The organism is Bacteroidota bacterium, assembly GCA_018266835.1.
In the GTDB taxonomy this organism is placed as follows: domain Bacteria; phylum Bacteroidota; class Ignavibacteria; order Tepidaquicellales; family Tepidaquicellaceae; genus JAFDZO01.
On sequence record JAFDZP010000004.1, the window covers coordinates 116,806 to 130,012 of the forward strand.

A 13,207-nucleotide genomic window follows, 5' to 3' on the forward strand; every position below is an offset into this window, starting at 1 on the left:
GTCTCAGTTGGGGGTGTTACAGATTCACCTGCAGGCCGGATTTCAGTCGCGTTTTCTGCACTTTTAACCTCGTTTGCATTCAAAGTATTTTCGGTACTTTCACCAGTATTTTCGCTCACAAATAAAAATCGTCTTCTTTATTGGAAACCTTAAATTTAACAATTATTTATGAATTTTTCAAGGGAGAGGAGGAGGGCGGGAAGTTGTTGTATTTCTTAAATAAAACAAATTATTTATGAAGAAAAATTCTCTGACTACTTTTTAATTGTTGCAGGCTCGCTGAGAATTACTTTTTCTACCAATTTTTGCATTAAATTGGAAATTCCCCTTATTTCTCTCTTCTCATACTTAGATCGCGGATAATGAATTGAATCACTTGTGATTTCAAAATCCTTTTCCAGAGAATATATATCATAAGTTTTTTTATCAGGGTAAGATTGTGGAACTGGCCTTCCAAAATTAAGTGCATTACCTGTGCTCATTAGAACTACATATTTATATTTCCCTTTTTCTTGAACCGCATAATCTTCACCGATATAATCCGCTACCTTAGAAATTATTGTATCACCCGGTTTAAAAGGTGGGCCGTCGCTTCTTGTACCACATATTCCGCCAATGCTTTCTAAAACCCATTCATTTTTCTCTAGTTTATAAGTGCTGCCCCAAAATTCATTAAATAAGCTAAAAAAAGTAAATGATGAATTATTAATTATCTTAAATGCAGGTTCGCTTCCTATTAACTCATCCCAATTTGAAAATATTTTTATCTCTTTAGGAGCTTTATAATAGCGATAAATATCAATATTTTCTAAAATAATTCTGTTGTATTCGGCCTCAATTATTACTTCTTTTTCATCTCCATATAAATGAAAATTATATTTTGATTCTTTCCAATTTGTATCGTTCTTACTGTAAAGTATAGTTATCTCGTTTTCAGAATATAGATTTAAACTGTCTTTGAAAAGTACTTTTTCATTCAGGCTGAAAGCTGATTGAATATTTGCAACTGTGTCTTTACCTGATATAAAAACAACTTTATAAGAGCTTAAATTTATGTAACTGTCTCTTATGAATTGTTTAATTGTAAGGGATGTTTTTGCGAAGGTAATATTTGCGAGGGCTAATAAAAAAAATAAAATTAGCTTTTTCATGGCGGTGCTTTATCTATGAATATATAAATAAAAAAATTAATATAGAAGTTTTTTCTGGTATTCATTTCAATTTTATGCAGTCATGTTTTGTTGTCAGTTTATTAATTGTTTCTGAGCTATTCTTATAATTGATACCGCCCCCTCAGTCCCACTCCTTCAAAAAGGAGGGGGAAGCTTGTGTAAAAATATAAACCTCTCGTTCCGATGCTTCAGCGTCGGAACGGAAGAACACAAAGCTAGCCGGCCTTATAAATTTTCCGTAAAGAAAATCACGAGAACAATCGCAGGCGAGAAGCATGTCTGAGCGAAGCGAGTTTACTTCGAGCGCGATTTTCGGAGTGATTTTTAGGGAAATTTATAGAGCCTTGATTTTTTTGGTTCTTTTTGTATCAAGACAAAAAGAACAATCAAACGAAGTTTGATGATTGGATTCCCGCTTTCGCGGGAATGACATAGCGGGTCCTGATAACAACCTGACAGGATTGAAAACCTGTCAGGTTTTTCTTCCCATTCCTACTAATAGGGAACATCTTCTTTACTTCCAAATCTATTCTTGTTAAATTTATTGCGCGGGAAAAGTTCCCCTCTCCTTACAAAGGAGAGGGGTTAGGGGTGAGGTCAAAATTGATACCGCTCCGCCTCGGCGGACTTTCAGCCCCTCTGTCCTCCTTGTAAAGTAGAGGATGCATAATTGGATAATTCGTATTCTTATTTTGCAGAAAAATTCATCAAAAACCCGTCAAAATTTGAAAATAAAAAATGGTAGTATTGAAAAAACAACAACGGAGTTTTAAAAATCCGACTATTTTACTACATTCTTTAAAATAAACTTCCCAACGAGGATCCCGCTAAAGCGGGACAGGCTGTTGGGAAGTAGTGAACTTAGGTTTAGAAGGGAGCAAGGGAAGCCCCTCATTTTCTAAGGAGGGGGAAAGGGGGTGGTCGCATAAGCAGAATATGATTGGATCCCTCGGGTCCCCGCTAAAGCTAGGCAAGCAAGCACGGGATGACAAGCTGTAAAATCATACCCGACTTTTTATCTGTGTCATCTTAGTCATCATAAAAATCTGTGTTAAACAAAAAGCCTTCGGCATTGGAGTTCCGAAGGCTTTCGTTCATAAATGACCTGACTTTATTTTGAAAAAGAATCAGGCCAATTTTTAAATAATCAAAAAGTTAAAATGTTATTGTGACATAATGCGGCTTTAGAAATATACGTTCCAACGCAGAAGCCCCGCTAAAGCGGGATTCGATAATTGATAACATCGGAACGAGGAGAACAAGCCCCCTCCTTTTTCTAAGGAGGGGGAAGGGGGTGGTCAAAGAACAAATGTGACAATAATGCGACTTTGAATCCTATATCTTAAATCTTAATTCTTAAATCACTTCACCAGCATCATCTTCTTCACATCGCTGAATCCGTTTGCTTCAAGCTTGTAATAATAAACTCCGCTTGGTAAAGCCGATGCATTAAAATCAACACTGTGCACTCCGGCATTTAGCTGCCCGTCAACAAGCTTTGTGATTTCTCTTCCCATGATATCATATATAGTCAGTTTTGCAAAAGAGTTCTGCTGAATCGTAAATGAAATTTTAGTTGTTGGGTTGAACGGATTAGGGTAGTTCTGCCCCAATGAAAAATTATCAGGAGTTGTTGAGTTATTTCCTGTGCCTGTCATTGTTCCGCTTTGTCCGCCTGTAACGTTATAGCCCATGCCGGAGGCATACTGCCAGCCAATGATACATGAATCGTTGTTGACGTTTCGGAATCCCGCAACGGGGGCGGCAAAGTTACCTGTACCAAAATTACCCGTAGGATTTGCAACATATACAGATTGAAAAACTCCTGCTTTGAATGGTAATCCCAGAACATAAGCTTTGCTGTCATAGCTCTGTACTTTATTTGCAATAGCAAAAAGGAAGTTATCGGTTGAACGTGGTCTTGCTTTTACATCTACGGTATAGCAGGTATCGGCTGTATTATCAAGATAACCGCTTTGCAAAAAGTTAGATGTATTATGCGAGTAGTTCTTTGAATAATAGTAGTATGGGTCCCAGTCGCCGTTTGCATATAATCTGTTAGCGGCAACCATCAGGTTTCTGCTTCTGTATCCCGGCGAAGAAATTCTTGGAGCTTTCAGATATCTGGTATCCATAATATTGTAGCTGTAGTCAACAGCGGCTCCGTAATTAGAAGAAGTTGTAAAGTAGATTGATTGCCCTGCGAATGCAAAGTTGCCTCTTACAACAGTAGCGGTAACTACAAGGTCTGAATCTCCCGGAGTGTTTACGTAAGCAATATCATTCTGCATATAGCAGCTATCACCTGCAGCCGATGATGTATAATAAAAGTACGCTCCGTTAGGGGAGTTTCCAAGCTCGTGTATGTTTGGTTCAGTATCAAACGGATTTGAGATGTACAGGTATTTTGATTTCAGATACTTGTTATTACCTGCACCGAGGGAATCCTGAGTGTACATAAAGTAAACAAATGCTCCGGTAGTATAGCGTGATGCATCGCTTGTCATTCTTGGGAAGCGGTAGTTGATGCTCAATTCTTCAGTATTAAGAACTCCGGAATTAAATCCTGCTCCGTCAGCTCTCATTCTGAAAATTAAAGCAGAGCTGAACGTGCCTGTTACGCTTACTCCTGCAGTTCCCCAGATGAAAGCAGAGTCGCCTCGGTTTATTACCTCTATATCCAGCTCATTAGGATTATAATCAAGCTCAGTATATTCGGGGAATGAAAAGTGATAGAAGCTGTTCCATGTCAATCCGTTGTTAGTGGATTTGTAAAACCACATTTCATCGCTTTCACCTACCATGTAACGTGTATAAGCTGCGTAGATATATCCGGTTATTCTATCGGTAGCAATTGCGCCTGAGTTAACCGGATGAGTTGAGTTGATCGCTGTGAAATTAAAATTATCTCCTTCACTTGATTGTGATGAAGCAACATTTGTAATGTGTGTAATATTCGGCTGCGCAGAACCTGAGAGATTATTGATTTGGTTCTGAATTAGTTTGATGTTGGAAAGATTGCCTTCGTTCTTTGCCTGTTTTAATTCCTTATATAAATTCTGCAGCTCGGGCGAGATAGATTGCGCTGAGTAATTGTTTGTTCCATCGGGAGCGATGTTTTGTGTCTGTGTGATTGTTCCAACGGATTTACTTTGGGAGAAAGTAATTCCTGCTGTTAAGATAAAGAGTAGAACTGCGAGTGTAATGTTTTTCATTTTTTAATTTAGTTTTATGAACTGCTGTAAAACTAAAAGGAAATGAACGGCTTATCAATCGTAAGTTTTTAAGGAGTGTGAAAGGGAATTTTTAAAAAACATTGTTTTTAGCGTAAAAACGAACAAAAATTTGTAAAATGTGAAAGACCTGTCCCTGCAAAACAAGGAACTGGTCTTAAAATTTTAATTCTCTACAAATTCTTTAAGCAATTTATTAAGCACATGGTCCCATCCGCCGTTGTATCCGCTGCGGGTTTCAGCACCTGCTTCTCCGTATTTATCAAAACCTGAGTGCGTAACTTTTACTTTTGTTTTACAGCCTTCTGGTTCAAGTTCATATTCAACATGGGTTATACCGGGGTCTCCGTTTATGAACCAGTCAAGCGCGAGCTTTTGCTCAGGAATGATTTCAGTTATTGTTAATGTATGCTTGTAATCTTTTCCTTCATGCTGAACATCCATGTGAAATGTATGTCCTGCTTCGAGTTCAAAATCGCCGGAGGCATGAAACCATTTTGCAAGGTCTTCCTTAGTAGATAACGCCTTCCATACTTTTGCTATGGGAGCGTTAACCATGATTTCTTTTATAATAGGTTCTGTCATTGTTGTAAGTTTTAACTGAATTAATTCGCTTCAACATATTTCTGTAGACCTGGAAGAACATGATTCCATCCGTTGTTGTAATCTTCTCTTGTCGCTCCGACAGTGTTAAGTGTAACTTTATCCCATCCGGAATGTGTAAGAGTAACTTTTGTTTTTCCGTCTTGCTCTTCAAGTTCATATGTAACAAGAGTATCGCTGAGCTTATCTTTCACTGCCCAGGTATATGAGAGTTTCTTTTCAGGAACTATCTCTGTTATGGTACAGATGTGCGGATATTCCACACCTTTGCTTGACCCGGTCATATGGAATGTTGTTCCGGCTTTCAGTTCAAAATCATTTGATGGCATAAGCCATTCTGCTATCTGCTCTTTTTCTGTTATAGCTTTCCAGACTTTTGAGACAGGAGCATCTATAGTAACTTCTTTTATTACAGGTTCTGTGTTATTCATTTTTGTTTTATAATGTTTCTGAATATTCTTTTAATTTGTTTGTAAAGTGATTCCAGCCGTTGATATAATCATTGGTAGATATTGCAGTTGTGTTGAACTTAACCTTATCCCAGTTTGAATGTGTAAGTGTAAGTTTAGTGCCCGAATTCATTTCCTGCAGTTCCCATGTTACGAGAGTTTCTCCGTCGATTGCAGATATGCTCCATGTATATGCTAATATTTTTTCGGGAATGATTTCTGTGATTGTGCAGGTGTGAGGATAACTTACTCCGTCTTTAGAGCCTGTCATTTTAAATGTATTACCGATTTCAGGCTTAAAATTTTCCGGCGGCATAAACCATTGGTCTATTTGTTCTTTTTCAGTTAATGCCTTCCATACTTTCGATACAGGCGCATTTATTATTACTTCTTTACAGAGTGTTCCTTCTATTACGGCTGATTCAGTTGAGTTCATTTTATTGTTTTAAGATTTATTAATTATTTTCAATAAAGTTTTTTAAGGAGTTAAGCTTGTCGTCCCAGAATTTATTATAGAACTCAAGCCATTTGTAAACTTCGTTCAGCGGTTCCGGATTTAATCTGTAATATCTTTCTCTTCCGTCTTTGCGCGCTTTAACAAGCTTGCTGGTCTCAAGGATTTTTAAATGTTTCGATACTGCAGGACGGCTGAACTTAAAATTTTTTGCGATGTTGTTCACATGCATTTCTTTTTCGGTAAGCATCATAAGCATCTGCCTTCTGCTTCCGTCTGCCAGCGCAGAAAATATACCGTCGATTCTTTTGCTCATTTAATTTATGATGTTAATAAACTTTAAAAATAAAAATGTGTAACTTTTTAGTTACACAAAAATACGTAACTTTATGGTTACGTGTCAAGTGGAAAGTTTCTTCCCTAAATAAAAAAATTATAATTAAGATTATTTCAGAAGTATCATTTTTTTTGTATCTGAAAATCCGTTGGATTCAATTGTGTAATAATAAATTCCCGATGACAATTTTAAATTGTCTGTATTCAGTTCTACTTCATATGTTCCGGCAGTTCTATGGTTATTTACTAAAGTCGCAATTTCTTTTCCGAGAATATTGTATAGCTTTATTGTTACAAACCCTTCCTTTGCAAGAGAATATGAAATTTGTGTTGAAGGATTGAACGGGTTCGGGAAATTCTGTGAAAGACTATAAGAAATAATCTGCATGTTCGTATTGCCTGTACCGGTAACTGAACCGAATGGAAAATTTGTACCTGCTGCAGTTGTATTGTAATATGCTTTAACCTGATTGGTATCAGTTAGCCCGATATTCACAGTCTGTGAACCTGATGCAGAAGCGGTAGTTCTTGCAACAAGCAGTAATGTTCTTGCTGTATCAAGAAATTTAAATTTTATTGAATCAAATGTGATTGGTCCTGAAGCGAAGGCCCTGCTCTTCAACTTTACATCACCTGTACTCACAAATCCGTTCTTATCCTTATCAAAATATAAATCGAAGCTTGTAATGTTCGAAGCAGTTGCAGTTGTTGTCATACCGAACTTCAGAGTTCTTAAAGAGCCTACTTGCGGATTTAAACTTGTCGATATTTTTATTCCTACTAATTCGCGTGCCGTATCAGATGCTGCCAGAGTGGAATTAATAAGCATATTACTTCCTCCGTTTATTCCCGCTACTACAAATTTAGGAGAGTTAGTCGAAGCGTATGCATCAATTTTTCCTGCTCCGTACCGTTCATCTTTACCGGGAGTACCCATATCAATTGCAGTCATCTGAATTATTTTCGCAATATCCTGCGGAAGCAATTCGGGATTTATAGAGAGCATCAAAGCAACTACGCCGGCAGTGTGTGGAGTAGCTGAAGATGTTCCAAGAAAAGGAGAGCCATAACCGGTTCCTGATAATACATAGCATGCAAGGGTACCGTCCCCCGGAGCAGCAACATCAGGTTTTAATAAACCCATCGAGTCCGGAACTTCAATAGGCGCTACTCTGCTGTAAGGATAATCTTTGTGAGCGCTGTCTATTGGGAAAGTATAGCTTCCCCATAGGCTCCAGTTTCCCCATGTAGTTGGACCGTAAGGTGATGTTGAATGTATCAGTCCCGTACTCACATCTATGTTGGCAGTTCCAATTACTCCTCCTATTCCTCCTCTTTTTAACTGGTCTGGATGAAGCCATGGCGGAGGACAATTTCCTGCAGTGGAAATATTATTTGGTATACCACGAATATTTGCGTCGTTGCTTGTTGAGTTTGTATGCATCACACCTGCTGCAAGAGATATATCTGTTACAAGTCTGAATTGAGAATAATTTGGCGGGTCAGTTGGCGAACCCCACTTCCAGCTCAATGAGCTGGTGATAACATCTGCGCCCATTAATAAAGCGTATTGAAATCCGAGCCATTGATTTGCCTGTGTGCCTCCGTTAGTTCCGTCGTTTCTCATTATAATACATTTTGCCTCAGGCGCTACACCAGTTTGTGTTCCCATTGTACCATCACCAATTATCTGGCTTAATGTTGCTGTGCCATGGTCATTAGTTGCAGGGTTGTTTGTATTGGTAGCAAAGTTCCATCCGATAAAATCATCAACTTTTCCGTTTCCGTCATCATCGATGCCGTTTACATCTCCCGCATCAAACGCAGAAGTTGTTCCCGTTCCCCAGATAACAGTCATACCATTATGATTTGCGTCTTCACCTAGATTCTGATAAACACCTTTTACGAGGTCGGGGTGCCTCCACCAGAATCCGTTATCAACATTTCCGACAAGAACACCCTTCCCTTTATTTCCTTCAGCCCAGCATAAATCAGCTTTCAAAAAAGGAATCCCCGGGTTAATTGTCATTGGATTTGCATTATTAGTATTAAAAGGAATTCGCGGAGTGACTACATCAGTTAACTCTTCAGTCGGAGTAGGGTAATCATAATAAATCATGCTCACTTCGTTAAACTTTGTCAGCTCAAGAATAGCGTCTCGATTTGATGTTGTCACTATAGCATTGCTAACCCATAATACTTCATAATTCTGAACAGCATTCATTGACTTTTGCATGTTCAGGAAAGATTTAACATTTGCCTGATGATGCTCAGCATATTGCTGCAGTCTTTCGATTACAATTTTTCTTCTCTCATTTCGGGGAGTATCATAAGGTATATCTGCAAAATCCTGTAAAGTAAGATGGCTGTCAAACAAAACATAAACCGGAATAAATTCAGATTCCGTCGATTGATTCATTTTTTGCTGAAGCGAAGGGGAGATTTTGGGATTTGCCCAAAGAGGGCAGAAAAATCCTGTAAGTAAAATTAATACAATTAATTTACTCATACTTGAAAAATTTAAGTTGAGTGGATTAATTAAACATACAGGTATTTATTTTTTTAAGCAATATCCTTAAAAATTTCATAGGTAAATGTGCTATTTTGCGGTGTATTCAAATTATAGTATAATAATAATTTTTTAAAAGGAGTATATTTTATTATTCTTTTTAATATAGAATGTACGGCATGTATAATCTTTCAATAAAAAATATGGTCTGCGCGCGCTGCGTAAAAGTTGTCAGGGATGAGTTAACAGGTCTGGGTTTAAATATTACTGAAGTCAATCTTGGAAATGTTACACTTGATAAAAAACCTTCAGCTTCACAGTTAACAAAAATTTCCAATGTATTAGAGCAAAACGGATTTGAACTTCTTGACGAAAAAGGCGCAAAGACTATTGAGCAGATCAAAAATTTAATTATTGAATCTGTTCATTACAATAAAGGAGATAAGAAGGAAACAGAAAATTTCTCTTCCTATATTTCAAAAAAACTTAATCTGGATTATAATTATTTAAGCAGCCTGTTTTCATCAATTGAAGGAATAACTATTGAAAAATTTACCATACTTCAAAAAATAGAAAAAGTGAAAGAGCTTCTTGTTTATGATGAGCTTTCACTGGGGGAAATTGCATTCAATCTCGGCTACAGTAGTGTGCAGCATTTATCTAATCAGTTTAAAAGCGTAACAGGAATAACACCTTCTCAGTTCAAACAAACCCACTCAAAATCTTTATCGGCGCGTAAACCGCTGGATAAGATTTCATAAATATCCTTAAAATCCTTCCTTAAAATTTTATAAATCATTTTCGGAATTATGTAACGGACTTTCATTGCAGTCTTCATAATTTTGTATAGTTAAGATTATTTATAAAATTTAAAATCTAATATGAAACACAGTTATAAAATTACAGGAATGCACTGTGAAGCGTGTGTAGGAAAAGTGCAGAAAGCAATTGTGCAAATCCCTGATGTCGAAAATGTTGTGGTAACTCTCAATCCTCAGCAGGCAGTTGTTACGATGAGAAAGCACATTGAAACAAAGAAATTAAACGAAGCTATAAAAAGCGCTGGCAAGTATTCACTCGAAGAAATGCATGAATCTCATTCAGTTATTCATACAGAAATTCATTCAGATTCAAATAAGCCTTTGAATCCTTTTGCAGCAGTTGAAGAAGAGAAAAGCAAACTCACTACTTTCACTCCGTTAATAGTTATTTTTATTTACTTAATGGGATTCGTAATTCTTTCAGCAGTTAACAAAGGTGAGTTCAAACTGATGCATGAAATGAATAATTTCATGGGAGGATTTTTTATAATCTTCTCGTTTTTCAAATTCCTGAACCTTTCAGGATTTGCAGATGCTTACTCGACTTATGACGTGATTGCAAAAAAATGGAGAGGATATGGATTTATTTATCCGTTCATTGAGCTTGGATTAGGTGTCAGCTATTTATTCCACACGTTTCCGCAAACTACTAACATAATTACTTTGTTGGTAATGAGTATAAGCTCCATTGGAGTGATACAAAGCGTTCTTAAGAAAAATAAAATTCAATGCGCATGTCTTGGAACTGTTTTTAATTTACCGATGACAACGATAACAATAATAGAAGACTTACTGATGGTTATAATGGCTGTAGTAATGTTAATTTTTTTAAACTAAAATTTTTTAATTATAAAAATGAAATCAATAAAAATAATTTTCGCATTAACTTTATTAGTTCTTTTAACAAATACATCTTTTGCTCAGCACCATCATCACGATGACGATACAACTAAAACAAAGAAAGATACAATGGATATGAAGATGCCAAATGAAACACCTGAAAACATGAGTGATTCGAATAAGCATGACCACTCAAAAATGAATATGGATGGAGAAATGAATATGTCCGATTCCACAATGAATTCTTTTATGAACTCTTCGGAAAATCCTTCCATGAATAACCATGATATGCATTTGCACGGAAATATGGATGATATGGCAATGTCACATTCGTATTCACTCAGTCTGCCAATGAACAGGAACGGTTCGGGAACAGGATGGCTGCCCGATGCATCACCTATGTACGGTTATATGGTTCACTCAAATAACTGGATGCTTATGTTTCACGGGGGAGTATTTTTAAGATATACGAGTACTAATATAAACAATGAAGGTAAAGGAGGGGCGAGCATGTTCGATGCGCCGAACTGGTTCATGGGAATGGCTCAGAGAAAAATCGGTGCAGACGGATTAATAAAATTCGGACTGATGATGTCATTGGATAGATTAACTGAAAGGGGAGACGGATATCCTTTACTGTTCCAGTCAGGTGAAACATGGCAAGGAAATCCGTTGGTGAACAGGCAGCATCCGCATGATTTGTTTTCAGAGTTGAGTATTGCATACACTCAAAGATTGAGTAAAGATGTTGATGTAACAGGGTACTTCGGTTATCCCGGCGAGCCTGCGTTGGGTCCCGTTGCATTTATGCACAGAGTATCGGCAGGAAATAATCCCGATGCGCCGCTTTCACATCACTGGCAGGATGCAACACATATTACGTTTGGTGTTGGTACATTTGGAGTGCGGTATAATATATTTAAAATAGAAGGTTCTATTTTTAATGGAAAGGAACCTGATGAGAACAGGTATAATTTTGATAAAGGTGAATTTAATTCATACAGTTACAGAGTGTCCGTTAATCCCGACAGAAATTTTGCGCTGCAGTTTTCGCAGGGATTTATAAAAGCTCCCGAAGCATTAGAGCCTGAAGTAGATGTAACCAGAACGACGGCTTCAGTAACACACAGTTACAATTTTACAAAGACCTCGAATCTGAACACAACTATTGCATGGGGAATGAACGATAAGAAAAGCGGTGAAGGTGATAATCATAAAGAGCATTCTTTGCTGCTTGAAAGTAATTATGAAATTAACAAAGCAAATTTATACGGTAGATATGAGTTTGTTGAAAAGGATGCAGAGGAGCTTGCGCTTTCAGGATTTGAACACGGAAGAAAATTCAGTATAAATGCTTTTACACTTGGGACAAATTACAAAATTGGAAATGCGGTCGGAGCGGATGTTTCGTTAGGGCTTCAGGGAAGTTTGTATTTTATACCGTCGGATCTGGAAACTTACTATGGAAAGAATCCGGTTTCGGCTCAGATTTATCTTAAGTTATCTCCTATGTTAATGAAATAGCATAGTATCTATAAGAGGCAATAGGAAAACCAAAATCTTGTGTAATTTTATGTAAATGGTTAGAATATATCAAATAAACAACTAATAAAACAATAATTTGTTGAAAACTTACGATGGGGCGTAAGTTTTGGTATAAGATTTTACAAGAAGTTAGTCTCACTTAAAAAATAAGCATATACCCCCAAAATCTCCATTGCAAAAGTCGTAAAAACTGACTAATTTAGAGATTACACCAATGGAGTCGTAGTTCAGTTGGTTAGAACGCCTGACTGTCACTCAGGAGGTCGCGAGTTCGAGTCTCGTCGATTCCGCCAAGCTAAAAAGTTAAAACCCGGAAGGCTTTCGGGTTTTCTTTTTTATACTCTAAAGAGTTCAAATTCTTAACAAATATTGATTCACATTGCTCTTACCAATCTCAGAAATAAAAGCGCGTCTGAAAAGAATAAAGCTTCTTGTGTCAGATGTTGACGGAACGCTGGTAAACAATCAAAATCAAATCGGAGAGCTTGCAAAAGATTTAGTTGCCAAACTAAAGAAAAAAAATATCTTATTCTCTCTCGCTTCACAAAGAATTTATTCATCTTTAATTCCTATTGCTTCCAGTCTTGATATCGAAATTCCACTTATTTCTCTTAATGGAGCCTTAGTAAAGGGAAGAAACGGAACAGTGCTTAACAAATCTGTCATCAATCCAAAAACCGTTGCAAAAGCAATTACTCTTGCACAAAACTCTATGGTTCGCATCGCACTTTGCTATAATGATGAAATTATTTACACTGATGATAACTCAGTTCTAAAAGATTTTATGTCCCGAGTGGGAACAACATACCGTCTTGTAGATTCTTATGAAAATTATATGGATGATGTGCTTGAAATTATTCTTATGGGTAACGACAAAGCTAACGTAAAGAGTATCATGAGCAAGATGAAATTTCCTTTCAATTTCTCTCTGAAGATAAAATACTACCGTTCCAACAGCATGAATAAAATTTACAATCTTGAAATATTGAGAAAAGGTGTTAGCAAAAAAACGGGATTGAAAGAATTAACCAAATATCTTGGGGTGAAAAAAAATGAAGTCGTTGTTTTTGGGGACTGGTACAATGACCGAGATCTCTTTGATTTCGGTGGTTTAAATGTTGCCTTGAATAATGCGGTACCTGAACTAAAAGAAAAAGCAAATTATGTAACAGAGAAAACTAATGATGAAGATGGCGTAGGTCATTTTTTAAAATTAGTTTACGATTCTGTTTCTTAACCTAACAT

At 36.9% G+C, this 13,207-nt stretch carries 11 protein-coding genes and 1 tRNA gene; 5 read left to right on the forward strand and 7 right to left on the reverse strand.

What is annotated here, in order from left to right; translation table 11 throughout:
* Positions 1-254: 254 nt before the first annotated feature.
* The 7 genes from JST55_11560 to JST55_11590 form a co-directional block, all read right to left on the reverse strand.
* Positions 255-1,151, reverse strand: coding sequence for a hypothetical protein (locus JST55_11560; GenBank protein ID MBS1494144.1), 897 nt, complete (start codon positions 1,149-1,151; stop codon positions 255-257).
* Positions 1,152-2,533: 1,382 nt separating this feature from the next.
* Complete coding sequence (locus JST55_11565) at positions 2,534-4,387, reverse strand: T9SS type A sorting domain-containing protein (GenBank protein ID MBS1494145.1); 1,854 nt, start codon at positions 4,385-4,387, stop codon at positions 2,534-2,536.
* Between the two features lie 183 nt (positions 4,388-4,570).
* The gene (locus tag JST55_11570) at positions 4,571-4,990 is read right to left on the reverse strand and encodes an SRPBCC domain-containing protein (protein MBS1494146.1); all 420 of its coding nucleotides are present in this window, start codon (positions 4,988-4,990) and stop codon (positions 4,571-4,573) included.
* A gap of 20 nt (positions 4,991-5,010) precedes the next feature.
* A complete protein-coding gene (locus JST55_11575; GenBank protein ID MBS1494147.1) occupies positions 5,011-5,439 on the reverse strand; it encodes an SRPBCC domain-containing protein in 429 nt (142 codons plus the stop codon).
* 7 nt (positions 5,440-5,446) lie between these two features.
* The gene (locus tag JST55_11580) at positions 5,447-5,893 is read right to left on the reverse strand and encodes an SRPBCC domain-containing protein (GenBank protein MBS1494148.1); all 447 of its coding nucleotides are present in this window, start codon (positions 5,891-5,893) and stop codon (positions 5,447-5,449) included.
* Between the two features lie 19 nt (positions 5,894-5,912).
* On the reverse strand, positions 5,913-6,227 hold the full coding sequence (locus tag JST55_11585) for a winged helix-turn-helix transcriptional regulator (protein ID MBS1494149.1): 315 nt from the start codon (positions 6,225-6,227) through the stop codon (positions 5,913-5,915).
* Positions 6,228-6,356: 129 nt separating this feature from the next.
* On the reverse strand, positions 6,357-8,756 hold the full coding sequence (locus JST55_11590; GenBank protein ID MBS1494150.1) for a S8 family peptidase: 2,400 nt from the start codon (positions 8,754-8,756) through the stop codon (positions 6,357-6,359).
* Between the two features lie 179 nt (positions 8,757-8,935).
* On the opposite strand from JST55_11590, the gene JST55_11595 reads away from it, so the two are divergent.
* From JST55_11595 to JST55_11615, 5 genes are all read left to right on the forward strand, one after another.
* On the forward strand, positions 8,936-9,517 hold the full coding sequence (locus tag JST55_11595) for a helix-turn-helix transcriptional regulator (GenBank protein ID MBS1494151.1): 582 nt from the start codon (positions 8,936-8,938) through the stop codon (positions 9,515-9,517).
* A 120-nt stretch (positions 9,518-9,637) separates the two neighbouring features.
* Entirely contained in the window at positions 9,638-10,414 is a 777-nt protein-coding gene (locus JST55_11600) for a cation transporter (GenBank protein ID MBS1494152.1), read from the forward strand.
* Between the two features lie 27 nt (positions 10,415-10,441).
* Complete coding sequence (locus tag JST55_11605; protein MBS1494153.1) at positions 10,442-11,941, forward strand: hypothetical protein; 1,500 nt, start codon at positions 10,442-10,444, stop codon at positions 11,939-11,941.
* A gap of 237 nt (positions 11,942-12,178) precedes the next feature.
* A tRNA-Asp gene (locus tag JST55_11610) sits at positions 12,179-12,255 on the forward strand.
* A gap of 86 nt (positions 12,256-12,341) precedes the next feature.
* Positions 12,342-13,199, forward strand: a complete 858-nt coding sequence (locus JST55_11615) for a Cof-type HAD-IIB family hydrolase (GenBank protein ID MBS1494154.1) — start codon at positions 12,342-12,344, stop codon at positions 13,197-13,199.
* Positions 13,200-13,207 lie beyond the last annotated feature (8 nt).

Excerpts from the sequence above, each read along its gene's own strand:
- JST55_11560 (MBS1494144.1), bottom strand. The coding sequence starts at position 1,151 with ATGAAAAAGCTAATTTTATTTTTTTTATTAGCCCTCGCAAATATTACC.
- JST55_11565 (MBS1494145.1), bottom strand. The coding sequence starts at position 4,387 with ATGAAAAACATTACACTCGCAGTTCTACTCTTTATCTTAACAGCAGGA.
- JST55_11570 (MBS1494146.1), bottom strand. The coding sequence starts at position 4,990 with ATGACAGAACCTATTATAAAAGAAATCATGGTTAACGCTCCCATAGCA.
- JST55_11575 (MBS1494147.1), bottom strand. The coding sequence starts at position 5,439 with ATGAATAACACAGAACCTGTAATAAAAGAAGTTACTATAGATGCTCCT.
- JST55_11580 (MBS1494148.1), bottom strand. The coding sequence starts at position 5,893 with ATGAACTCAACTGAATCAGCCGTAATAGAAGGAACACTCTGTAAAGAA.
- JST55_11585 (MBS1494149.1), bottom strand. The coding sequence starts at position 6,227 with ATGAGCAAAAGAATCGACGGTATATTTTCTGCGCTGGCAGACGGAAGC.
- JST55_11590 (MBS1494150.1), bottom strand. The coding sequence starts at position 8,756 with ATGAGTAAATTAATTGTATTAATTTTACTTACAGGATTTTTCTGCCCT.
- JST55_11595 (MBS1494151.1), top strand. The coding sequence starts at position 8,936 with ATGTATAATCTTTCAATAAAAAATATGGTCTGCGCGCGCTGCGTAAAA.
- JST55_11600 (MBS1494152.1), top strand. The coding sequence starts at position 9,638 with ATGAAACACAGTTATAAAATTACAGGAATGCACTGTGAAGCGTGTGTA.